Source organism: Marinomonas foliarum, assembly GCF_016906065.1.
In the GTDB taxonomy this organism is placed as follows: domain Bacteria; phylum Pseudomonadota; class Gammaproteobacteria; order Pseudomonadales; family Marinomonadaceae; genus Marinomonas; species Marinomonas foliarum.
The window spans coordinates 3,010,432-3,033,842 of record NZ_CP070273.1 but is presented as its reverse complement, the minus strand read 5'-3'; the positions used below and the strand labels follow the sequence as shown (position 1 = coordinate 3,033,842).

Annotated in this window: 21 protein-coding genes; 8 read left to right on the top strand and 13 right to left on the bottom strand. The window is 40.8% G+C overall.

The window, feature by feature from the left end:
• A complete protein-coding gene (gene msbA / locus JSY38_RS14070) occupies positions 1–1,785 on the bottom strand; it encodes a lipid A export permease/ATP-binding protein MsbA (protein ID WP_205113715.1) in 1,785 nt (594 codons plus the stop codon).
• Positions 1,786–3,213 carry a bifunctional D-glycero-beta-D-manno-heptose-7-phosphate kinase/D-glycero-beta-D-manno-heptose 1-phosphate adenylyltransferase HldE gene (gene hldE / locus JSY38_RS14065; protein ID WP_205116844.1) on the bottom strand — a complete coding sequence of 476 codons (1,428 nt, stop codon included), beginning with the start codon at positions 3,211–3,213 and terminating at the stop codon, positions 1,786–1,788.
• Positions 3,214–3,309: 96 nt separating this feature from the next.
• On the opposite strand from hldE, the gene JSY38_RS14060 reads away from it, so the two are divergent.
• From JSY38_RS14060 to waaF, 3 genes are all read left to right on the top strand, one after another.
• Positions 3,310–4,458 (top strand): AGE family epimerase/isomerase, encoded by a 1,149-nt coding sequence (locus JSY38_RS14060; protein ID WP_205113713.1) that lies wholly within the window; start codon positions 3,310–3,312, stop codon positions 4,456–4,458.
• 65 nt (positions 4,459–4,523) lie between these two features.
• Entirely contained in the window at positions 4,524–5,471 is a 948-nt protein-coding gene (gene rfaD, locus JSY38_RS14055) for an ADP-glyceromanno-heptose 6-epimerase (RefSeq protein ID WP_205113711.1), read from the top strand.
• Entirely contained in the window at positions 5,464–6,468 is a 1,005-nt protein-coding gene (gene waaF / locus JSY38_RS14050) for a lipopolysaccharide heptosyltransferase II (RefSeq protein ID WP_205113709.1), read from the top strand. Before rfaD ends, waaF begins: the two co-directional genes overlap by 8 nt.
• 4 nt (positions 6,469–6,472) lie before the next feature.
• Here waaF and JSY38_RS14045 read toward each other — a convergent pair whose 3' ends face one another.
• Genes JSY38_RS14045 through JSY38_RS14025 form a run of 5 tightly spaced genes read right to left on the bottom strand, consistent with a single transcriptional unit; the run spans position 6,473 to position 11,042 of the window.
• A complete protein-coding gene (locus JSY38_RS14045; RefSeq protein WP_205113707.1) occupies positions 6,473–7,372 on the bottom strand; it encodes a WaaS/CpsH family glycosyltransferase in 900 nt (299 codons plus the stop codon).
• A complete protein-coding gene (locus JSY38_RS14040; protein WP_205113705.1) occupies positions 7,369–8,154 on the bottom strand; it encodes a glycosyltransferase family 2 protein in 786 nt (261 codons plus the stop codon). Before JSY38_RS14040 ends, JSY38_RS14045 begins: the two co-directional genes overlap by 4 nt.
• Positions 8,151–8,909 (bottom strand): glycosyltransferase family 2 protein, encoded by a 759-nt coding sequence (locus JSY38_RS14035; protein ID WP_205113703.1) that lies wholly within the window; start codon positions 8,907–8,909, stop codon positions 8,151–8,153. Before JSY38_RS14035 ends, JSY38_RS14040 begins: the two co-directional genes overlap by 4 nt.
• A gap of 21 nt (positions 8,910–8,930) precedes the next feature.
• Positions 8,931–9,872, bottom strand: a complete 942-nt coding sequence (locus JSY38_RS14030) for a glycosyl transferase family 90 (RefSeq protein WP_205113701.1) — start codon at positions 9,870–9,872, stop codon at positions 8,931–8,933.
• Positions 9,873–11,042, bottom strand: coding sequence for a nucleotide sugar dehydrogenase (locus JSY38_RS14025; protein ID WP_205113699.1), 1,170 nt, complete (start codon positions 11,040–11,042; stop codon positions 9,873–9,875). It lies immediately after the preceding gene.
• Between the two features lie 165 nt (positions 11,043–11,207).
• On the opposite strand from JSY38_RS14025, the gene JSY38_RS14020 reads away from it, so the two are divergent.
• On the top strand, positions 11,208–11,525 hold the full coding sequence (locus JSY38_RS14020) for a hypothetical protein (protein WP_205113697.1): 318 nt from the start codon (positions 11,208–11,210) through the stop codon (positions 11,523–11,525).
• Between the two features lie 71 nt (positions 11,526–11,596).
• On the opposite strand, the gene JSY38_RS14015 is transcribed toward JSY38_RS14020, so the two are convergent.
• On the bottom strand, positions 11,597–12,433 hold the full coding sequence (locus tag JSY38_RS14015; RefSeq protein ID WP_205113695.1) for a sulfurtransferase: 837 nt from the start codon (positions 12,431–12,433) through the stop codon (positions 11,597–11,599).
• A gap of 120 nt (positions 12,434–12,553) precedes the next feature.
• Here JSY38_RS14015 and JSY38_RS14010 point away from each other — a divergent pair, with 120 nt between their 5' ends.
• Positions 12,554–13,312, top strand: coding sequence for a TlyA family RNA methyltransferase (locus JSY38_RS14010; RefSeq protein ID WP_205113693.1), 759 nt, complete (start codon positions 12,554–12,556; stop codon positions 13,310–13,312).
• Positions 13,313–13,347: 35 nt separating this feature from the next.
• Here the strand turns inward: JSY38_RS14010 and JSY38_RS14005 are convergent, their stop codons facing one another.
• Positions 13,348–14,727, bottom strand: a complete 1,380-nt coding sequence (locus tag JSY38_RS14005; RefSeq protein ID WP_205113691.1) for an MATE family efflux transporter — start codon at positions 14,725–14,727, stop codon at positions 13,348–13,350.
• A 149-nt stretch (positions 14,728–14,876) separates the two neighbouring features.
• Positions 14,877–17,315 (bottom strand): endopeptidase La, encoded by a 2,439-nt coding sequence (lon, locus tag JSY38_RS14000; protein ID WP_114410451.1) that lies wholly within the window; start codon positions 17,313–17,315, stop codon positions 14,877–14,879.
• 277 nt (positions 17,316–17,592) lie between these two features.
• Between lon and upp the strand changes: the two genes are divergently transcribed.
• Positions 17,593–18,249, top strand: coding sequence for a uracil phosphoribosyltransferase (gene upp / locus JSY38_RS13995; RefSeq protein ID WP_114410439.1), 657 nt, complete (start codon positions 17,593–17,595; stop codon positions 18,247–18,249).
• A gap of 98 nt (positions 18,250–18,347) precedes the next feature.
• Here the strand turns inward: upp and JSY38_RS13990 are convergent, their stop codons facing one another.
• From JSY38_RS13990 to JSY38_RS13980, 3 genes are all read right to left on the bottom strand, one after another.
• Complete coding sequence (locus tag JSY38_RS13990) at positions 18,348–18,962, bottom strand: LysE family translocator (RefSeq protein WP_205113688.1); 615 nt, start codon at positions 18,960–18,962, stop codon at positions 18,348–18,350.
• 25 nt (positions 18,963–18,987) lie between these two features.
• Complete coding sequence (locus tag JSY38_RS13985) at positions 18,988–19,629, bottom strand: TetR/AcrR family transcriptional regulator (protein ID WP_114410441.1); 642 nt, start codon at positions 19,627–19,629, stop codon at positions 18,988–18,990.
• A gap of 424 nt (positions 19,630–20,053) precedes the next feature.
• On the bottom strand, positions 20,054–21,208 hold the full coding sequence (locus tag JSY38_RS13980) for a GGDEF domain-containing protein (protein ID WP_205113686.1): 1,155 nt from the start codon (positions 21,206–21,208) through the stop codon (positions 20,054–20,056).
• 110 nt (positions 21,209–21,318) lie between these two features.
• Between JSY38_RS13980 and JSY38_RS13975 the strand changes: the two genes are divergently transcribed.
• Both JSY38_RS13975 and JSY38_RS13970 read left to right on the top strand, forming a co-directional pair.
• On the top strand, positions 21,319–22,290 hold the full coding sequence (locus JSY38_RS13975) for a glutathione S-transferase family protein (RefSeq protein WP_205113684.1): 972 nt from the start codon (positions 21,319–21,321) through the stop codon (positions 22,288–22,290).
• 174 nt (positions 22,291–22,464) lie between these two features.
• Positions 22,465–23,325, top strand: a complete 861-nt coding sequence (locus JSY38_RS13970; protein ID WP_205113682.1) for a glucosaminidase domain-containing protein — start codon at positions 22,465–22,467, stop codon at positions 23,323–23,325.
• Positions 23,326–23,411: the final 86 nt, after the last annotated feature.

Genomic DNA, 23,411 nt, shown 5'->3' with positions numbered 1-23,411 from the left:
TTAGGCGGTCGTATCACTAAACTGCTGATTATGAAGTTGAGCATAAGCCCCATTCATCGCCAACAATTCACTATGTGAACCTTGCTCAATGATTTCCCCGTGATCTACAACAGCAATAATATCGGCGTTCTCAATAGTTGATAATCGATGGGCAATAGCTATAGTCGTACGGTTTTCCATCAAACCGTCTAACGCTGTCTGAATAGCACGCTCAGATTCAGTGTCTAATGCCGAAGTAGCTTCATCTAGTATTAAAATCGGCGCATTTTTCAGGATGGCTCGAGCAATGGCTATGCGCTGACGTTGACCACCAGAAAGCAACACACCATTTTCTCCGACCATGGTGTCTAAACCATTATCCAGCTCCTGAATAAACTCCCATGCATTAGCCGCTTTCGCCGCATCAACAACTGCATCATTGCTAGAATCACTCAGGTGACCATAAGCAATGTTTTCGCGAATCGTACCGTTAAACAGAACTACTTGCTGATTAACTAGAGCAATATTTGAACGCAATTCCGTCAGTTTATAATCATTGATAAAAACACCATCAATACTAATGCTGCCTTCATCAAAATCGTAAAAACGAGGAATCAAATTTGCCATGGTAGACTTACCACTACCAGATCGCCCCACCAACGCTAAAGTCTTACCTGCTGGTAATGATAGATTAATATTAATCAAAGCTTTTTTATCGGCATCAGGGTATTTGAACGACATAGAGCGCCATTCAATATTCCCTTTTAAGCGCTCTATTGACACCCCTCCCTTGTCGACCTCCTCTTCCATATCGAGGAAGTCAAAAATGCTGTAGGAGGCCGCGATGCCTTTTTGCAAAATACTATTCACATCCGTTAACTGACGAATAGGTTTACCTAACATGCCCGCAGCGGTCAGAAAAGCAATAAAGTCCCCTGGAGACATATGAGAACTGATAGAAGGACTCAAAGCGAGCCAAATCAAAGCAGCCATCATCAAAGCAAGAATAAACTGCACAATTGGAATATTCAGGGACTTAGTCATTTCCATTTTTAACTGCGAACGTCGATTCTCATGCGCAGCTTTATTAAATCGCTCAGTTTCGTAATGGCTACCGCCAAATATTTTGACAACCTCATGCCCTTTAATCGCTTCAGATGCAACATCTGTTACACCTCCCATAGCATTTTGAATACGGGTACTCAATTTACGAAAACGCTTAGAAGCGTAAGACACCACCAAGCCTATCAAAGGAATAACCACTAAAAACAGTAAAGAAAGACGCCAGTTCATGTAGACCATATAACTGAACAAACCAACAACAGTTAACCCTTCACGTAGAAGAACTCGTATTGCTTGAGTGATAGACCCAATTACCTGCTCTGTATCATATGTTAATTTAGCAAGTAGTCTTCCAGTAGGAATAGAGTGATAATAATTAGAAGGCAATAACACTAATTTGTTAAACATGCTGGTTCTCAAATCGAACACAACATTATTAGCCACTTTTGCCATAAAATAGTTACCTAAAAAAGTACCTACCCCTCTAGCAATGAATACACCCAGAATGGCCATAGGTATCAACAAGCGGCTTTCTGAAATACTACCCACTGAGACAATATCAACAATATGCTTTAACAAAGCGGCCAAAGCAGGCTCCATTGCTGCATAAATCACATAGCCGATGACACTTAACAGTAAATAGAACCAAGACGAACGCACATACCCCAACAAACGAAAATAAATTTTCATGCCAGATACGGCCGCCTTTTGAGGTAAAGCCTCAACATTATCTTTGTCTTGCATTTATAAGTTCGCTTTTTCTATGATTGAGGTAGTTGAATAACCATCAACAAAGGTTAACACCTTAACATCTCCACCATGAGCTAAGACATGATCAGCACCAACGATTGTTTCTATGGAATAATCCCCACCTTTAACCAAAACATCTGGAGTTAAGAATTCAATAATTTCTTTTGGTGTGTCTTCATCAAACCATGTCACCCAATCAATTGCCCCAACCCCTTCGAGTACAGACATACGATGAATCAGGTTATTTATCGGACGTTTTTCCCCCTTGAGACGCTTAACCGATGAGTCTGTGTTAACAGCAACAATCAAGCGATCCCCAAGAGCCTTAGCCTGTTTCATATAAGCAATATGACCCGGATGAAGAATATCGAAACATCCATTCGTAAAAACGATTTTTTCACCATTCATTTGCGCGAGTTTAATTTGTGCAAGGAGATCATCAGGGGAAAGCACGCCAAAGTTAGAACTATGTGAACGTTGAAACATAATGGCTTCAAGTCGTTCAGCACTAATAGAGGCTGTTCCAAGTTTACCGACAACATAGCCGGCAGCTTGATTCGCGTACTCAACCGCATCAATGAAACGCTTACTTGTCACATAAACAGCGGTCAATACGGCAATAACGGTATCACCTGCGCCAGTAACATCAAACACTTCTTTAGCCGCCGTAGCCAAAGAGAAAGGAGGTTTATCCTCACTCAATAAAATCAGGCCATCTTCTCCACGAGTGACTAATAAAGCCTTCCAGCCAAATTGCTCTCGAAGAGTGTTGGCTTTTTCTTCCAGCTCTTTCGTTGAATGACACTTGCCAACAATGGTCTCAAACTCAAGCAAGTTCGGCTTAACTAAAGTTGCCCCATGATAAATGGAGAAGTCATTACCTTTAGGATCAACAAAGCTGGGTACCCCTGCAGCATTTGATAGTTTAATTAATGCCTGAACGTCTGCTAGGCAGCCTTTAGCATAGTCAGAAAAAATAACGGCATCAGATTCGGGCAAACACTCTTCAACAGTTTTTTCTAAGGCATCATTTTGAGATTGACTATCTTTGCGTTCTTCAAAATCTAAGCGAATAAGCTGCTGATGACGGCTCATAACCCGTAGTTTAGTGATAGTGGGCAAGGTTTCTGAGCGCACAAATCGACAGGTCACACCCTCTTTTTCTAAGCAGCAAGACAATATATCAGCATTTTCATCATTACCAACCACACCAATTAGCGTTACAGAAACGCCTAATTTGGCTAAGCCCAATGCTACGTTTGCGGCACCACCAGGCCTATCTTCAATATTTGAAACTTTAACGACTTGTACAGGGGCTTCAGGAGAAATACGCGAGGTGCCGCCATGCCAATAGCGATCTAACATAACATCCCCAACAACAAGGATGTGTTTATCTTTAAAATTTAGATACGAAGAGTTCATAGCCACATAATAATCGATTTTTAGAGACACTCATCTTATCATACTACTCTGCCAAGTTGGACATACCTAAAACATACGAAATAAGGCTTTTACACAATGCTGAATTCCGCTCTACTATCTAGCCAATCGTTTTTATTTGATGAGCTTTTAAACAATTGGTCTCGTTATGGTATTAATAAGGAAGATGGCCATAGTTACGAAAGCATGAATCACGATTGGACAAATAACCCGCTTGGGCGTGTTCGTTTATTAACACAATGCCGTCAACTATATACTTTCAGCCATGCTTGTCAGATAAAGAACACGCCAGAGTGGCAAGAAAAACTAGCTCCTCTATTCGAATTCATCATCTCTAATTATTTCATCAATGACCGCTGGATTTTTTCTTTGAACGACGACTTGTCTGTAAAGGATAAGCATTCTGACGCCTATGCTCTAGCCTTTATTCTACTCTCTTTTAGTCACTACTATGCTGTCACTAGTGACGATCGTGCTCTTCAATTCATGAAGAAAACACATCGATTTTTATTAGAAAACATGCAAGCCGAATACGGTGGTTTTTTTGAGTCCTATCCTGTGGACAGCAAACAGGTACGACGTCAAAATCCTCATATGCATTTACTAGAGGGTTATGTAGCGGCTTTTAAAGCAACACATGATGAAGAATATAAAGAGGCCATCCAGTCTCTACTTTCATTATCGCTCAAGCACTTCTATCACAAAGAAACAAAGACTCTACGAGAATTTTTCAGTACAGATTGGAGCCTTGATCCTAAAACAGGCAATCAAGTAGAGCCTGGGCATCACTTCGAATGGGTATGGCTGCTCTTCCAAGCAAATAAAATACTGCCTAACTCGGAGTACACTGATTTAGCTCAACAACTATGGTTAACGGCAACCCGTTATGGTCTCGCAGAAAATGGTGGTATTTATAATCAAATAGATGGAAATACCCATCAACCTCTCGATAGAGAAAAGCGTATTTGGCCAATCACTGAATATTTAAAGGCCATCACTGTTATGCCCATTGGAAAAGAGGAAAAAATAGATCGCTTGGTTAAGGCTGTCAATTTCATGCAACAATACTATTTGCTCCCAAATGGACGCTGGAATGAATACCTTAACGAAGACAACTCAGCAAAAGACTTTCCACTCCCCGGAACCAGCAGTTATCATATTTTTCTCGGCCTGACAGAAGTGATAGCATGGGCAAAAGCGAACAACAGTTTTCATGGTTCTTTCTGAGTTTAGCTCACAACTCTAGAGGCAAACTTGGTTAAGTAAACCTTAGACATTAGGATAAATGCATTATGTATATAGTAACCGGCGGTGCCGGGTTTATCGGCAGTAATATCATCAAAGCCTTAAACAACAAGGGCATCACAGATATCCTTTTGGTTGATGATCTAACAGATGGAAAAAAGTGCCTAAATTTATCCGATCTTGATATTGCAGATTACATGGATATGTACGATTTTTTAGACGCTATTAAAAATGACACACTAGGCATTATTCCTACTGCAATTTTCCATGAAGGCGCTTGCTCAGCAACCACTGAATGGAACGGCAAATACGTCATGGACGTGAATTACCAATACTCAAAAGCAGTATTAGACTTTTGCTTAAAGAATGACGCGCCTTTCTCTTACGCTTCATCCGCATCGGTTTATGGTTCTGGCCCCGTTTTCCAAGAATCACGTAAAAACGAAAAACCACTGAATATGTACGCCTACTCCAAATTTCAATTTGACCAATATATTCGCGCTATCTTGCCGGACGCGAAAAGCCAAATTGTAGGCTTCCGCTATTTCAACGTGTATGGCCCTCGTGAACAGCATAAAGGCAGCATGGCGAGCGTGGCTTTTCACCTTCGAAACCAAGTACTAGCAGGAGAAAATCCAAAACTTTTTGGTGCCTATGATGGCTATGAAGCTGGCGGTCAAAGCCGTGACTTCATTTACGTTGAGGACCTAGTGAACACCAAGCTTTGGTTTCTAGAAAACCCAGAAAAAACAGGAATTTTCAACCTAGGTACAGGTAAAGCTGAGCCATTCCGTACAATTGCGGAAACAGTGATATCCCATTACGATAAGGGTGAAATTGAATACATCCCATTCCCCGAACATCTAAAGGGCGCTTATCAAAGCTTTACTGAAGCGGACATAACAAAACTTCGTAACGCTGGTTATGAGGGCCAATTCCGAGGATTAGCTCAAGGCGTTCAAGATTACTTAGGTTGGCTCGATACGAATGGCTAAATATTTAATTGTTGGCCCGTCTTGGGTTGGTGACATGGTAATGGCTCAAAGCCTCTTTATCACGCTAAAACAGCGTGATAAAGAGGCTGTTATTGATGTAATTGGTCCAAAATGGTCTTCCCCCATCTTAGCCAGAATGCCAGAAGTTCGTAATGCCATTACTCTACCCACAGGCCATGGAGAATGGGGAATAAACACAAGACGCAAACTCGGTTACTCCCTTCGTTCAGAGCACTATGATCGCGCTATTGTAATGCCTCGCTCTTGGAAATCGGCATTAGTCCCTTTCTTTGCCGATATTCCACTGCGTGTTGGTTTTACTGGCGAACAACGCTTTATATTACTCAATGAACGGCGCAAACTAGATAAGGGTATTCTGAACCAAACAGTAAAACGCTTCACATCTTTAGGACTACCTAACGAGCTTGCTTACCCACCAGCAAGCACGCCATCTCCACTGCTACATGTGGACCCAGAGAATCAGAAAAAGCTCTACCTGCAGCACAGTTTATCGAATAAGCCAGCAATTGCTCTAATGGCTGGCGCAGAGTTTGGCCCATCCAAGCAGTGGCCCATTGCTTATTTCCATAAATTAGCAAAAGCAGCCATTAAAGCTGGCTATCAAATCTGGGTTTTGGGTGGTCCAAAAGATCAAGTAGACGGAGATGAAATTGTTAATGGTCTTGGTGAATACGCCATCAATCTGTGCGGAAAAACCCAATTAGTCGACGCTATTGATTTACTCGCAATATCAGAAAAAGCCGTTAGCAATGATTCAGGATTGATGCATATAGCTGCCGCAGTTGGCACGGAAGTACATGGAATTTACGGATCAACTAGCGAATTATTCACCCCACCGCTTACTGACAACAAGACCATTCATAATTTACACTTAGAATGTTCACCTTGCTTCAAACGAACCTGCCCTTTGGAGCATACAAATTGTCAAAATAAGCTCACTCCAGACCTAGTTATAGAAAAGCTCCATCTAAAATAGGATACTAAAATACCACGAACATTTTCTCCAACAAATGCTTCAAGGTATATTGGAGCTTTATAGAGTCTTTTATAACCTGTGTAGGAGTCTCTATAAACTCTTTTATTGTTCTATGATTTTCTTCGCCGTAAATGTATATATTTTCAGGGCAATAACCATCCATAGAGACCACATGCGGATTGGTAGTAATCAACTTTTTATTTTGAAACAAGGCCTCAATGACACGTAGAGTAACGCCTCTCTGATTATTTTGAGCAACATCGATAAGAATATCACTACATTCAACTTGCTCAAGATACTCATCAAAACTCAAATAGGTATCTGTCGTAACACCTAAATCAGAAACAGAATAATCATTATTGTTTTTATCACGAACTACATGAATAACATTATCAATTGAAATCAAATTTAATGCTTTGCTAATATTTTTAACAACTTCAAGCCGCCCTTTATCCACACCAGAAAAAAACGCCCGATTATATAAAGATACATCTGACTTAATCAAAGAAGACGAATGAATTTGATCATGGTATGCAAAACCATACAGTTCCACATCATTTTTATCAAAAGTCCACACCTCAATTTCTTTGCGTTGAACATAAGATAGGAATAACTTTTTATTTTTCCTTGTCATGGATGATATAGGGTTCCATAACCAAACTTTAGGCTTACCTATTTTTCGATATATTTGATCTAGAACGATGATATTCTCGATAGCAAATGCCAAAACACATTCATTCGGACCAGGCTTAGAGGGCAAAAACGCTTTGAATCGTGCAAAGGATTTATTAATAACTCGACAACGAAAGTCACTTTCAAAAACAACATCATAATTACAATCAACAACATCTTTCATAAGATATTTAGATACGTAAAAATCATTCGAAATAATGACTCCTTTCATAAAGTGTATTTATCCAATCCGTTGGCACACTTAGTCAGGCATTGATCAATAGCACTCTGATAAATCTCTTGGTTTTTATCAAGCATTCCACGGCTGCTTTCTTTATGATATATATGATAACCGACTGCCTTAAATTTCAAGTAAATGCGATCCAACCCACTATTTAACAGACGAATAACCATTTCACTATCTTCTCGCCCCCACCCCTCAAAGTCTTCGTTATATCCATTCACAGATATAGCATCTTTTTTCCAGAGTGCAAAATTACAGCCTCGAGTAGACTTATCATTATTCTTAATTTTTGTGAACCACTTACTAAGTAGTTCTGAATTCAGCATATTATGACGGTTTCTAATATCAGCACTAAAGAAATGTGGCTTATACCCACCTCCTATAACTTTTTTACTAATATCCGGCCCCAGAAGAACCCTACCACCCTGAACAAAACAATTTTCTTTTGCTGCATTTGCATGAGATGCGACAAAACTAGTTGGTAAATAAAGGTCACCATCTACAATAATAAGATAATCACCCTGGGCCTTTGCAATTGCTTTATTACGACTGGCAGCCAAACGGAAGCCGGTGTCCTCTTGCCACGAATGTATAAGGCGCGTGGGATAATTCTGCTGATACGCCTCGATTAACGCCTTAGTATCCTCACTAGAGCCGTCATCCGCCACAATCACTTCGTGGGGAAGCAAGGTCTGCTTTTTGATACTTTCTAGTGTAATAGCAAGCGCTTCTTTCCAATTGTAAGTCGTGACGATTAAACTAATTTTCATTTCTTTTGGTACTCTCGCAGCCATAAGTCAATATATTTATAAAATGTAGAATGCGCAGCTAACCACGCTAAAATAAAGCCATGCCGGCCATCAAGAAAACCACGTTTAACAAAGTACATTTTTATAAAACATGCCATTGCATGCGATATAGCTTTTGATACAGATGAAGACTTTCTCCCTTCACGATCATCCGCCCACGCTTTAAGATAACCGGTTGTCTTAGCCGAGTAATGAGCTAGACTCGAATAAGTATCATGGTATAGATGACCTGACAGTTTCTTACTACCCAATGAGTTGTTCGTCACCACTTTTTCGTGGACAAGCGCGTCGTTATACGAAGCGAGCTCACGAGGATAAAGCCTCACAATCCAATCAGGACTCCATCCTGAATGGTTAATACGTTTACCAAAAGCACTGCTCAAGCGATCAAGTCGATACAATACTGGCTCATTTAACTTAACCGCAGCCAGAATACTTTGCTGAAGAGGCTCAGAAACTTCCTCATCAGCATCAATTGCAAAAACCCATTCTGTATTCATATAGCTTTGTGCAATCTGCCGCTGCTTACCAAACCCCGGCCAATCAGAATGAACATAAACATCCGATGTAAAGGAACGTGCAATCTCTAAAGTATTGTCATCACTTCCTGAATCTACAACCACAATCTGATCAGCCCATGACGCTACAGACGATAAGCATTTCGTTAACACCTTGCCTTCGTTTTTGACAATAAGTAGTACACCAACTGTAGACATAAACCCAACCGTCTCTCTATTTTAATTATCTTCAACTAACCCAAAATACTTCTTAGCTACCAGTAATGACACTAACTGTTCTTTATCCTTATCAAAAAATTTTGAGACATGCTTATGGGCATGCTCAATTATCTCTAATGCCTCGCTAGTATGAAGGTTGTAATACTCAATCTTCTCTTCCAGATCAGAAAAATCCTCTTTCAGCTCAACATAGTGAACCCCAGGGACAAGCAAGCCTTCCATAAACCATGTTTCAAATTTTGGCTTGCGCATCATAACTAAAGAATTAGATGCCATTGCCCACTTTAAATTAGTTGCTACATCTTTTCCTTCAATACTAATGATATAACGGTAATTAAGCTGCTCTTCGATTGATAAAAAACCTTTATAACTGGGCTCATTAGATAGTTTCTCATCATTATGACCTATATTGGCTAAGCTGCTACTCCAATACATATCAACAAAGTCACGTCGATGTTGGTGATACACCATACCCCGCCAAACAGCAAAAGGACGTTTACTTTCAAACCCTAATGAGTCGGGCAAAAATTTATAATGACGAACAGCATTAAGTTTAAGAAGTACGGAATTCTGGTTATCTTCAGATATTGGGCGGCTTTTTACAAAAGATGGCGTATCTGGGACATAAGTTACATCGCCAAAGACATAGTCAAATCTTTTATTTTCAGGAAAATGGCGCACCACACGCTTTGTATCTGCATAATATACAAAGCTTTTTGTCTTTTTAAAAGTTGCTACAGAGGCAGCCTTAGCAGATGGAGAGAATGACCGATTAAGCTTACAACAATAGTCAACCCTATTCTGTAGCTCACTTGTAACGTCAATGCCAGCCAACAACACCTCTGCTGATTTAACAGATCGACGAAGAGCAAGGCCTTCACATAAATAATAACGAATTCGAGCAAGACGGCCTTTGAAATAAGCTAAATCCTTCTTCGCCATTTAAACATCTCCACCAAACAAATCACGTGTATAAACTTTATCTTTCACATCAGACATATCATCTGTCATTCGGTTAGCCACAATAACATCTGAAAGCGCCTTAAATTCTTCTAGGTTTTTAATTACTTTTGAATTAAAAAAGTTATCTTCTAGAAGAGAGGGTTCATACACAACCACCTCAACTCCTTTTGCTTTTATACGCTTCATGACTCCTTGAATTGCTGACGCTCTAAAATTATCCGATCCGACTTTCATCACCAAACGGTAAATACCAACAACTTTAGGGTTATTTTTTAGAATTGATTCAGCGATAAAATCTTTGCGAGTGGCATTAGCATCAACAATGGCTCTCACCAAGTTATTCGGCACCTTGTCATAGTTAGCAAGTAGCTGTTTAGTATCTTTAGGGAGACAATAGCCACCGTAACCAAATGAGGGGTTATTGTAGTGGCTCCCAATACGAGGATCTAAACCTACACCCTGAATAATCTGGCGACTATCCAACTGATGGGATTCCGCGTAGCTGTCTAATTCATTAAAAAATGCAACACGCATAGCTAGATAGGTATTAGCAAACAGCTTAATAGCTTCCGCCTCGGTTGAGCCAGTAAGCAAAACATCGATGTCCGTTTTTTCTGCCCCCTGAACAAGTAGGTCGGCAAACACCTGAGCCCTATCAGACACTTCACCAACAATAATTCGTGAAGGGAATAAATTGTCATGTAATGCTTTGCCTTCACGTAAAAATTCAGGCGAAAACAACAAATTATCAGTTCCATAACGCTCACTAGCGGACTTAGTGAAGCCAACTGGCACTGTAGATTTAACCACCATAACAGCATTTGGATTGATACGAATCACATCCTGAATGACGGATTCAACATAACTCGTATTAAAATAATTCGTTTCAGGATCATAGTCAGTAGGCGTTGCAATGATGACATAATCAGCATCACAGTAAGCTTCTTTTTTGTCTAAAGTGGCAACAAAGTTAAGGTTCTCTTCGACCAAATAGCGTTCAATATCACGATCTTCTATGGGAGACTGCTTGTTATTAAGCATGTCAACCTTCTGAGCAACAATGTCCAAAGCAACTACTTGATTGTGCTTGGCTAATAACAGGGCATTTGATATGCCAACGTATCCAGTTCCTGCCACCGCTATCTTCATGCGAGTTACCCTTTTTAAAAGCCAAAATGATCTTGAAAAATTATTATTTTACAGGGTACACCATAATAAAAAATGCCTAATTCCATTTTTTTACAGAATTACGCGAAGAAATACAGCAAGTAAAGAAACCCTAAGCTAATCTTAATAAAAAACAAGGAGTTCTCTATGAAATTTGAACTGGTCGACCGTCAAGGCTATATCCCTGATCTTAACTATGGTGCCTCAGGACAAGAGCTTTCCTGCTTTATTCCGAGTGACTATTCCTTCCAGCAAGTGAGCTACAACAATGGAGAAGGCGAAGCTATCATTGATAAACACACTTGGCATTTTTTCTTTACTCAAGAAGGCATAGGCATCAAATTAATGGATGGAATCGTAACACTAAAAGAAGCTGAGCATTTTTTACATGCCGTTAAATCGCATATCTGGGGGGAAACCCACCAACAAGTACAAATTTTTATGGCGGGAGCCATACCCAAATAACCAACCTTATTTAATCTGCCTCCCCTCTACTTGAGGGGAAGCGACTTTATATAAAGTAAAAAACCGCTATTCTACAAAGCAGTCGCTCGCAGCATCCTTTTTGACCATTGACTCCAAGACCCAACATAAACTTGCTTTGCCTCTATCCCAGCATGATTTAAAGCCAAAACATTATGACATGCGGTCACGCCAGATCCACAATAATAAACATAAGCATCACAATCACCTGATAACCAATCCTGCCACTCCACATGCAGCTGCTCCGCAGGCTTAAAACGACCATCAGCATCCAAGTTATCTGTAAATGGGCGATTAATTGCACCTGGAATATGGCCTGCAACAGGGTCCATTGTCTCGTTCTCTCCATTAAATCTGTCTGACGCTCTAGCATCCACCAGCTGAAATTTGTTGGTCTCAAAGTTCTCAACTATCGCTTGCTCACTAATCGCCCAAGGAAACGAAATCTTAATATTATTAGATGTAGCCGTCGGTGTTACGAACGCCAATGACACTTCTCCCCCTTGTTTTAACCATTCAGGAAAGCCGCCATCTAAAACGCGCACATCTATGTTATGCTGACTTAGCATCCACCAAGCTCGGGCAGCAATTGCGCCTCCCATATCGTCATACACAATAACTTTAGTATTAGAATCTATCCCCCAAGCCTGTAGTTGTTCTGAAAAAACAGTATCATCGGGCAAAGGGTGTCGGCCAGTCAGTTCCGCCTCAGGCCCAGCAAGCTCTTGATGAACATCCACAAAGATAGCGCCAGGAATATGACCTTTATCGTATTCTGATTTACCTTTAGCATGATCGGCCAAATAGAATCGACAGTCTAAAACAACCACATTTGGTTGCCCAAGCAGTAGGGCCAGTTCATTTGTATTAATTAGTGTTTTTAATAGCACAGGCTTTCCTCAGACAATCACCAGTGGTTACAACAAGACTTATTCTGCTGCTTTTAAATCTACTTTGATTATTCATTTTTTGCTAATATTCGGGTTAATTATCTTACTGTCGAGTTTTCCATGTTACGTATTGACCTAATCCTTACCGAGCAAGGCCTTGCTAAATCCCGCTCTCAAGCACAAACCTTTATCAGTGAAGGACGAGTCTCATACAAACAAAACCAGCAATGGATAACCGCAACCAAACCCAGCTTAAAATTACCATCAGATATTGAGCTAAACATCACCTCAGACGAAGCCGACAAATACGTTTCCCGTGGGGCTTTGAAACTTGAAGGCGCTCTACTGCATACAAAACTAAATATCGAAGGTTTCCTTGTATTAGATATCGGCCAATCTACCGGAGGCTTTAGTGATTGCGCTATTCAACATGGAGCAGCCAAAGTTGTTGGTGTTGAAGTGGGTCACGACCAACTTGATCAACGCCTACGAGATAATCAAAACATCGTTTGTCTAGAAGGCATTAATGCTCGCAATTTATCGGTTGAAGATCTGCACGAACACTTTCCCGAAAAGGGCTTCGACCTTGTTGTTATGGATGTCTCTTTTATTTCACAAACCAAAATTTTGCCACAGCTACCAAGCTTACTCAGCAGAGAAGGACATCTAATAACCCTAGTAAAACCTCAGTTTGAAGTAGGCAAAGGCTTCATCGGTAAAGGTGGAATAGTAAAAGACAAACAACGAGTAAAACAGCTTGAAAAAGATATCAAAGACTTTACCCAAGGACTAGACTTCGAGGTGAAATGCTATATAGAAAGCCCGATAAAAGGCGGAGATGGTAACCAGGAATTTTTACTTTGGGCGACACGTCGATGACACCATCGCCAAATAAGAAGTAGTGATAATAACGCTTATATAATCTCATCATAATTATGCAGGCTGCTAGGCAAAATCTCACAGGCTTCTTTTTCTTCAAGTTCAGTAATATAGTTTCTAGCCATATAAAACCCCAAACAACCAAAAATAACTGACCCAACAGCCTGTCCGAAAAGTATCCCTTCTGCCCCCATAAACCAAGAAAAGAGAGTAATCAAAGGCCACGTACCTAGCGTTGCTCGGCCGAAATTTAGCAAAGTACTATTTAGCGGCCTGCCCAGATTATTAAAAACCGCAATCGCAATAAAGAGTAAACTTTGGAAGAAAAAGCTAAAAGAAACAAACGTAGCAAAAAAGCGAATCAAATCCGCACTCCCCTGTGACGCATGAAATACGGAAACCAGCCAATCTTGCATCTGATAAAGACAAAAACAGAGCACCAGGCAATAGCCAAGCGCATAAACCACCGCACTGCTGATTGCACTGTGCATTCTATCAAAACGCCCCGCCCCATAGTTTTGTCCTAATATAGGACCCACCGCGCCAGACAAAGCAAAAATGCCACCAAACACAACAGGAATAATACGTCCAATAACGGCGACAGCAGCCACAGCATCATCACCAAAAGAAGCTGTGTGCTCCATTACAATGGCATTTGCTAGCGGTGAAGACATATTGGTTAGCATGGCAGGAACAGCAATTAGGGAGATAGATTTAACGTCCTCAAAAAAATCCATCAAATCAAATTCGCCTAACATTTTATGGATATGGACAACGCCATAATAAGACACAGCCACCATGGAAAAACGCGCGATCAAAGAAGCGATGGCCGCCCCTTGCACCCCCAAGCCAAATGCAAAAATGAAAATCGGGTCCAGTACCGCGTTAACTAAGCCGCCAATCATAGTTGCGTACATTGCTCGACGTGCATCGCCTAGTGCTCGCATAATGCCAGAGCCAATCATACCAATCATTACTGCCGGCATACCAAGAACTAAAATCTGCAAATAGCCGGTAGCTAAATCCAATGCTCGCCCTGTCGCACCTATATATAACAAGATATGAGGGATATTAGACCACAAAAGCCACACAATCCCAGTCGAGAAAAAAATACCGAACGCCAACACATTCACGGCACGCCGCTTGGCCAATTCAATTTGACCTTCTCCAATTGCTCTGGATACCAATGCCGTTGCAGCGATTGATACAGCAATACTCAAAGAGATGGTGAAAAACATAATCGTGCTGGCAAACCCAACAGCCGCAACCGCTTCTTTTTCGCCCAACATCGAGAGGAAAAGCATGTCGACAAGGTCGACCAAAAACATGCACATCAGGCCAAACGCACCAGTGGCAGACATACTAACAACATGTTTAAAGGTTGAACCTTCTGTAAGCTTTGCCGGACCTGGCATTTGTTTCCCCTAAAAATGACGCATCTATAGAGCGACAAAAATACAAACAAGATAAAAAAACCGGACAAGCAATTGCTTGTCCGGTTCTGTATTTTCTCATGTATGGAGAGTAGAGAAAATGCTTACTTCACACTCACCACGCAGATAATCTAATGAAGATCGTTATTCGTTCGATTAAAGACAATTTTTTCGACATCAGCAAAACGCTCTGCGAAATGCACCGTCATCCCTTCTTTCACCGATTCAGGTAATTCCTCAAAGTCACGACGGTTTGGCTCTGGTAAGATAATTTCATTAATCTTACTGCGTTTCGCAGCAATGATTTTTTCACGAATACCTCCAACAGCAAGCACTTGACCCGTTAATGTAAGTTCACCTGTCATAGCCAACCCTCGACGTATAGGCTCATTTCTTGCCAATGACATCAAAGCTGTTGCCATAGTGATGCCAGCACTTGGGCCGTCTTTTGGCGTTGCACCTTCAGGGACATGCAAATGCACAAGACTCTTATCAAAGAACTCTGGTGATTTCTGGTAGCTCTTAGTGTGAGAAAATACATAAGAATAAGCAATCTCAGCTGATTCTTTCATGACCTCGCCAAGCTTACCCGTAAGTTTTAAGCCACGCGTTAGATCATGTACTTTATTGGCTTCAATCGGCAAAGTAGCCCCGCCCATCGAAGTCCAAGCCAAGCCTGTAACCACACCAACACCTTGCAAGGTTTTTTCTGGTCGGAAGTAAGGCATACCTAACAATGTTTCGACATCTTTGACGCCCACACTGATATGCTCTTTCTCTCCCGTAATCAGCTCTACAACACTCTTACGCAGGATTTTTTGCAGCAATTTGTCTAAGCCACGCACTCCAGCCTCACGAGCATAATGCTCGATAATATGCCGTAACGCAGCATCCGTAATATTCAACTGTTTCTTCAACAGCTTGTTTTTCTTGAGTAATTTTGGCCATAAATGCTGCTTAGCAATCGCTAATTTTTCATCACCAATATAACCAGACAAGCGAATCACATCCATTCGGTCTAACAAAGGCGCTGGAATCGTATCTAGCTGGTTTGCCGTACAAATAAATAAGGCTTTAGACAAATCGATACGCATATCCAAATAATGATCAAGAAACTCAACATTTTGCTCAGGATCTAATGCTTCCAATAAAGAAGAAGCTGGATCCCCCTGAAAAGAAGAGCCAATCTTATCGATCTCATCCAACATAATGACAGGGTTTTCAACCTCAACATCTTTTAACGCTTGGACAAATTTACCTGGCAAAGCGCCAATATAAGTACGTCGATGGCCTTTAATTTCTGCTTCGTCACGCATGCCACCAAGACTAAACCGGTAAAATTTACGATTTAGAGACTCTGCGATAGACTTACCAATGGATGTTTTACCAACACCTGGAGGACCAACAAGAAGAAGAATGCTTCCTCCCATTTCGCCACGATGCGCACCTAACGCCAAGAACTCCACAATACGATCTTTTATATCACCAAGACCCGCGTGATGGGATTCCAAAACCTCACGAGCCAACTTGATGTCTAAATTATCTTTAGAGTGAATCCCCCAAGGCAGCGCCGTCGCCCAATCCAAATAATTACGTGTAACACCATATTCTGGGGAACCAGTTTCCAGAATGCTCAGTTTATGCAACTCTTCTTGAATTTTGTCATTTACTGCTTTAGGAAGAATTTTACCTTCCAAGCGAGCTTCGAACGTTTCGACATCTGAGGTGCGATCGTCCTTTGAAATACCCAATTCTTTTTGGATGATTTTCAATTGCTCTTTTAAGAAGAAGTCACGCTGATGCTTGCTGATTTTATCGTTAACTTCTGCACTAATTTCATTTTGTAAACGAGCAATTTCTAGCTCTTTTCGCAGCAAAGTCAAAGCTAAATGCATACGAGCAGGAACAGGGACTGTCGCCAAAACATCATATAACTCTTCAGCATCAGCAGAAGTAATAGACGCCGCAAAATCCGCTAACAGACCGGATTCATTAAAAGAGAAGCGCCCTAGGTATTGTTTTAAATCCTCACTAAATAAAGGGTTCAAACGAATCAACTGCTTGATTGCATCAAGGATCGCAATAGAGTAGGCCTTTGATTCATCATCATTTGACTTAACATCATTGATATACCGAACACGCGCTAAATAAGGCGCCTCCTCACTTAGCCACTCGATGACTTCAAAGCGTTTCACGCCTTGGGCTAAAAACGTCAATTTGTCGTTCTGTTTCTCGGCTTTATGAACTCTCGCCACACAACCAATAGAACGAAATTCGTCAACGGAAGGTTCTTTTTTTGCTTTTTTATCAGCGTAGACTAAACCGACAGCAGCTTGCGGATGCTCGGCAATTCGCTCTAAAGTATCTTCCCACTGCTCTGCATCCACCATAACAGGCTGAACCTGTGCTGGAAAAAATGGACGGCTGGATATGGGTAAAATAAATAGCGTTTCAGGCAAAACATCATCAGGCAGAGCAAGGCCTTTAGGGTCACTAATTTCAATATCTTCAACCCCATCCATTACATCATTTACTTCTTGTTCATCTAAATATTGTTCATCATCATTCATCATTAAGGTCTCACAAATCGCCTCTTTGTTAAAAATAGCATTAGCGATAAATTGCTAATATCTACTCTTTCTGTATACCTTCTATGTAATGACGATCTTACCGAAAACAACGCTCGGCGTTATTTTCCCAAATACTTGCTCACTTCAAGCCACAAACTAACCGTACAGACAGGATTAGTTATTTGGTCAATTCTGACTTAATGCTATTATTAGCTAAACGATGAAAAGATAACTCACTTACATTCACACTCCCTTAGTGATTAAAAAGGAATGGCCAATGACCCGCGATGAAATCCTTAACGCTTACCAAGACATACATGTAGTAAAGCACCCTTTTGTTAAGCATAAATTAACAAGTCTTCGTGACAAAAATACCAGCACACGTGAATTTCGCATGCTAGTAGAAGAACTTGGAACCCTCATTGGTTATGAAGCCACAAGAGATTTAGAAACTGTCGATATTGAAATAGAGACACCATTAGAAAAAGCCATGTGCCCCGTCCTCAAAGGGAAAAAACTTTGTATTGTCACGATAATGAGAGCAGGTAATGGACTTGCTGAGGGAGTATTAAAGCTATCTCCTAGTGCACGAGTTGGTCATGTTGGCTTATACCGAGACCCTGAGACAAAGCAACCTGTCGAATACTACTTGAAAATGCCGCATTCAGTAAATGAACGCACCATCATTGTTGTCGACCCTATGCTGGCGACAGGTAACTCTGCAATCATGGCCATCGAAAAAATGAAAGAGATGGGCGCAACAGACATTCGCTTTATTTGTTTATTTGCCGCACCTGAAGGCATAGAAGCCTTTAAAGAAGCACACCCTGACGTGGCTATGTACATAGGCTCAATTGACCGCGGCCTTGACGAGCATGCTTACATCCGACCTGGCGTAGGCGATGCAGGCGACAGAATTTACGGTACTCGTTAACTTCATTTCGAAAATAACAAAAAGGCTCTGCTTGTAAACAAGCAGAGCCTTTTTTACGTCTAATCAGCCATAAGTACTAAGAAAGCAATACTTTTGCGCTAGTTCTTCATGGCTAAAAAGGCGCCGGCACTCGCCATAATACCGCCAGCGGTCCGGTTCAATGACTTCATTGAACGTTCAGACTTCATAAATCTTCGTGCCTGCGAGGCACAAATGGAAATCATAGTAAGACCAAACAAAAGAGCGATAAAAGCTAAGAAAGAGGCCAATACAATATCCACACCACCAAGAGCAGTTAAATCCATAAAGGTCGGTAAGAAGGCTACATAAAAAAGAATGACTTTAGGGTTCGAAGCCGAGATCATAAAGCCTTGGATAAAACTCGCCATCTCACTGCTTGACGCCCCAATATCTGTTGGAGAGGAAGAGACAGAAGAAGTCCACATTTTCCACCCCAAATATATTAAGTAGGCCGCACCTGCATAACGTATGACTAAAAACGCACTCTCCCATGTTGATGCTATCGCAGCCAAACCATAACACGCCATTACCAAGTAAATGATATCGCTTAGCACCATACCAAGACTAAGTGATATGCAGGCCCGTGCACCCTTTGTCATGCTTCTCGCCAAAATAGCAAAAATGCCTGGACCTGGAGTAATGCTAAAAATAAATATAGCTAAAAAGAACGTGATACCACTTTCTAATGTCATAACAAACCCTCAAATGTACCCCTAATTAATCCTTCACGTCGCAGCCAACTAAAACCATACGAGTAATAAAGTGTTTAGCTTCTTCATAATCACTTTTTTCTAATTCATCTTTCTGCAGCATAATTTTTACCTGCGCATCAAAATCCGCATAAGTTTGGGTCATTGCCCAAATACTAATAAAAAGATGCTCGGTCGACACAGGAGCCATCAGCCCCTGCTCCACCCACTCTTGAATTGTTACTTTCTCTCGGCTCAGCTCGGTTACGAATAAATTTCTAAGGTACTCTAAAACAAAGGTTTCTTCGCCAATCAGTGCCATCGCAAAAATTTTGGAAGCATTTTTATTAGAACGAGATTGATCGATTTTTTCGCTAATATAACGAGTTAGGTTAATCCTCGGACCTTCTGCCGCATTAAATTCACTCACCGAATCTAACCATAGGCGCAAGATACGCTCCAATACAGCTTCAAGTAAATCTTTCTTAGAGCGGTAATAGTAATGCACATTGGCCTTTGGCAGGCCAGCCTCATCAGCAATCATCTGAGTCGTTGTTTTTGCCAGACCTTGTCGAGCGAACACACGCTCTGATGTTTCAAGAATGAGTGTCTGGTTCTGCGCTCGAATATGCGCTTTCAGCTGATCTTTTGGTCGTTTAACGTCAGTCAAAGGTTTAGCCTCATTGATCAAATATAGTACTAAAGGGAAATTTTTTTCAGTATCGGCTTACCTTCCTGTGCGACACAAAAGGAGGATAACATTCTTTGTAATTGGCACGAAGTGATAACAAAAATCAGGCGAAAAAAAGGGAGCCGAAGCTCCCCATTTCCCCTCGCAGCAGAGACGTTAGTGACTATAGGCATTCGTCACTAGGCTAACTGCTACACCACGTTGGCGCTGTAATTGATATGTTGCAGATACAACATATCAATGTTCTGAACAAAACATTGAGTACCAAAAATCTATTCTGATTTTTATAAAACGCAATCAATGTCTTTATATGCAATTGAGACACTGATTATAGACTGCTGAATTGGCAGTGCAATAGTTCAGAAGAAAAAAGTTGACCGATCGATCAATTTATTTAAGTAAATTAAATATTTTTAGGTTGAGCCGCTCTGGTAAGGCGATTTCGACCCTTTTTCTTAGAGAGATACAAGGCATCATCTGCTCTCTTTAATACCGAGTCCGTAGGCTCTCCAGTTGTAGCAAATGCAACCCCAACACTCACAGTCACATTCACGTCAACTTCCTGTTTCTTTTTAGGATCAAACACTTCAACAAACGCTTCTTCTATACTCTCACGAATGGTCTCTAACGATGCTTCTGCTTCTGCAAGGTGCTTACTACGAAATACAACCGTAAATTCTTCACCTCCATATCGAAATGCGCGCCCTGGGTAAGCAAACAACTTCAATTTAGAAGCAACATTTTTTAGTACCCTATCCCCCATATCGTGCCCGTACGTATCATTAAATTTTTTGAAGTGATCCACATCCACCATGGCGATAGCGTACTGTTTAGACAACCCCACTAACTGCTCATTCAACGCTCGTCGACCAGGTAACTTCGTCAGGTCATCGAGATAAGCCATACGATGACTTTCCATCAACAAAAACCAAACCCATAAAAGAAACTGTGCAGATAACAACGCATCAAATTGCGTATCCGAAGATACAAAATGACTCATTACCAGCAAACTAACAATACTGACTAAACCACTTGCTCTAAACGTATCTCCACTGAACCACCAAGCAACACCCATCGCTCCTGCACTAAACAACAAGACACACCAAAGCAACACCGTCGACCAGGTCACACCAATATTAAAAAAATGATGATCTAAAAATGAAAATGAAACCCAGCTACGTTCGATGGCATAACACCAGCCAATCAACATAAAAATAAAAAGAATGCGATTTACTGCAAACCGGTTAAAGAAACCTCTCTCTGGAATAAATCCTAGTAAAGAAATACAAAAGCAAGAAACGACCAGATATGCCGTCAGTGAGGCCTGTTGATCGGAAGAGCCATACAATTTTGGAATTAGCAACAACAAGACCAAGAGCAGGACTCGACCTTTATTAAAATGCCAAGCAAGTAAAATAGCGACACTTGCTAAGATAAGAGGAAGCAATGGCAAAATATCAAACCACAAGGGTGGCAGCATACCAACATACAAACTAGCATAGATGCTGACTAGCAAAATACAGCACGGAACTAACAATGAACCTAAACGTTCAGACATAAAAAAATCAAACCCATCGAATCATTCGATTAAATACGATCAATATATTGCCCCGAAAACGATTCAATTTCATTAATAATAGTGTGAATTATAATTTGAGGGTAAATAAGATGGGATTACTTGTAGACGGTCAGTGGGTTGACCAGTGGTACGACACAAAATCAACTCAAGGCAAGTTCGTTCGTAGTGAATCAGCTTTCCGTAACTGGATCTATCCAGCCAGTGAGTATGATGCAAACAATGCAAATCATTTTCCTGCGCAAGCAGACCGCTATCACTTATATGTTTCTTTGGCATGCCCTTGGGCACACCGTGCGCTGGTTTTCATTAAGCTAAAGCAGTTAGAAGACCTAATTAGTGTCAGCTGTGTTCACCCTGACATGCTTGAAAACGGTTGGGAATTCAAACAGGACCAAGCTTTTACCGATCCAAATATTGCTATCGGAGATCCGTTACACAGGGTTAACTTTGCTCATCAGCTTTATACTAAAGCCGACCCTAATTATAGTGGAAGAGTAACCGTGCCTATTTTATGGGACAAAGAAGACAACACCATAGTGTCTAACGAATCGTCTGAGATAATTCGCATATTCAATCGAGCTTTCAATGAGATTACCAACAACCAACTCGACTTCTATCCAGAAAGCCAAGCCCTAGAAATAGATGAAATTAATGAGCGCATTTACAATACCTTGAACAATGGCGTTTATAAGTGTGGTTTTGCAACCACTCAGGATGCATACGAAGAAGCACTACTGCCCTTATTTGATACATTGGATTTTTTAGAAGAAAAACTTTCTAGCAATACTTATTTGCTCGGTGAGGAACAAACCGAAGCAGACTGGCGACTTTTCACAACACTCATCCGCTTTGATGCCGTGTATTTTGGCCACTTCAAATGTAACTTAAAGCGTATTTTGGACTTCCCGAAACTAAATGCGTATCTAAAACGTCTTTATGAAACCCCAAATATTGCTAGCACTATCAACATGCAACACATAAAACGACATTACTACTTTAGCCATAAAAACATTAACCCAACCCAAGTTGTTCCTGTCGGACCAACCAAACTTTTCCTATAGCATCTTTACTAGAAGCAAAGGAATTAAGGTAAATTAAAGAAGCCTAAGCTAAAGTCTATTAAAGTCATCCTTTTTTAAGGATAATAGGCTTACTTTTTATCCAATTTATTAAGATCGGTGCCCCCTAATGAAGGCGCTGATCTAAATAAAAACGCTTAGGACTTGTGGTTATTTATGAACAAAAAAATACTTTGGATTATTTCGTTTGCACTGCTGTTCATATTATGGATAAAAGCAGGTCCATTTCAAAGCACTGAAGAAGGCTCTAAAAATGACAGCGCCTCAACCTCAAATGAAGAGTCAGGCGAAGCCACTGCGGACGAAAAAAGCTACTTTAAGTCTCACCCAATATCTAAAGAGACCCCTGATTTCGCAGCAATCACAGACGTTAAAGAGCGTAAACAAGCCTTTTTTGAATTCTTAACACCCTTTGTCAATGAGAAAAACACTCTGATACTCAAAGACCGTGAGCGCTTAACCAGCCTATTAAACAGCAACAAAAAGTTATCAACAAAAAACAAAAAGTGGATTTCTACTCTTCGCGAAGACCACAAAATGAGCAAGCTAGATAACTATTCAAAAGATGACTTAAAAGCATTACTTAAGAGGCTCGATATCATTCCTGTATCACTAGTACTAGCACAAGCAGCCAATGAATCAGCATGGGGAACCTCTCGCTTCGCCACAAAAGGAAACAACTTTTTTGGTCAGTGGTGCTTTAGAAAAGGTTGTGGCTTAGTCCCTGAATCCCGAGACGAAGATGCAGATCACGAAGTGCGAAAATTCAATGATGCCCGCGAATCTGTTTTTGCTTACATAGATAACCTAAATACAAACGCTGCTTATAAAGCACTTAGATCGTCACGAGAAGAGCTCAGACAAGACAAAGAAATAATCACAGGTCTTGCGCTTGTGCATGGGCTAGAGCTCTACTCACAACGCGGCCTCGCCTACGTAGAGGAAATTGAAGGCCTTATAAATTACAATAAACTTTGGCGATTCAATCGAGTTCAGCCAAATCAAGAGCCACAGTAACCGTTCAAATAATTCGCAAATTGTCTAAATTTCAATGTATTGTTGCGAAATTACCTTAATGCGGGGTGGCTAAGCGTCACCCCCTT

Bases quoted from the DNA above. Each gene is read 5' to 3' on its own strand.
- msbA (WP_205113715.1), bottom strand. From the start codon at position 1,785: ATGCAAGACAAAGATAATGTTGAGGCTTTACCTCAAAAGGCGGCCGTA.
- hldE (WP_205116844.1), bottom strand. From the start codon at position 3,213: ATGAACTCTTCGTATCTAAATTTTAAAGATAAACACATCCTTGTTGTT.
- JSY38_RS14060 (WP_205113713.1), top strand. From the start codon at position 3,310: ATGCTGAATTCCGCTCTACTATCTAGCCAATCGTTTTTATTTGATGAG.
- rfaD (WP_205113711.1), top strand. From the start codon at position 4,524: ATGTATATAGTAACCGGCGGTGCCGGGTTTATCGGCAGTAATATCATC.
- waaF (WP_205113709.1), top strand. From the start codon at position 5,464: ATGGCTAAATATTTAATTGTTGGCCCGTCTTGGGTTGGTGACATGGTA.
- JSY38_RS14045 (WP_205113707.1), bottom strand. From the start codon at position 7,372: ATGAAAGGAGTCATTATTTCGAATGATTTTTACGTATCTAAATATCTT.
- JSY38_RS14040 (WP_205113705.1), bottom strand. From the start codon at position 8,154: ATGAAAATTAGTTTAATCGTCACGACTTACAATTGGAAAGAAGCGCTT.
- JSY38_RS14035 (WP_205113703.1), bottom strand. From the start codon at position 8,909: ATGTCTACAGTTGGTGTACTACTTATTGTCAAAAACGAAGGCAAGGTG.
- JSY38_RS14030 (WP_205113701.1), bottom strand. From the start codon at position 9,872: ATGGCGAAGAAGGATTTAGCTTATTTCAAAGGCCGTCTTGCTCGAATT.
- JSY38_RS14025 (WP_205113699.1), bottom strand. From the start codon at position 11,042: ATGAAGATAGCGGTGGCAGGAACTGGATACGTTGGCATATCAAATGCC.
- JSY38_RS14020 (WP_205113697.1), top strand. From the start codon at position 11,208: ATGAAATTTGAACTGGTCGACCGTCAAGGCTATATCCCTGATCTTAAC.
- JSY38_RS14010 (WP_205113693.1), top strand. From the start codon at position 12,554: ATGTTACGTATTGACCTAATCCTTACCGAGCAAGGCCTTGCTAAATCC.
- JSY38_RS14005 (WP_205113691.1), bottom strand. From the start codon at position 14,727: ATGCCAGGTCCGGCAAAGCTTACAGAAGGTTCAACCTTTAAACATGTT.
- lon (WP_114410451.1), bottom strand. From the start codon at position 17,315: ATGAATGATGATGAACAATATTTAGATGAACAAGAAGTAAATGATGTA.
- upp (WP_114410439.1), top strand. From the start codon at position 17,593: ATGACCCGCGATGAAATCCTTAACGCTTACCAAGACATACATGTAGTA.
- JSY38_RS13990 (WP_205113688.1), bottom strand. From the start codon at position 18,962: ATGACATTAGAAAGTGGTATCACGTTCTTTTTAGCTATATTTATTTTT.
- JSY38_RS13980 (WP_205113686.1), bottom strand. From the start codon at position 21,208: ATGTCTGAACGTTTAGGTTCATTGTTAGTTCCGTGCTGTATTTTGCTA.
- JSY38_RS13975 (WP_205113684.1), top strand. From the start codon at position 21,319: ATGGGATTACTTGTAGACGGTCAGTGGGTTGACCAGTGGTACGACACA.
- JSY38_RS13970 (WP_205113682.1), top strand. From the start codon at position 22,465: ATGAACAAAAAAATACTTTGGATTATTTCGTTTGCACTGCTGTTCATA.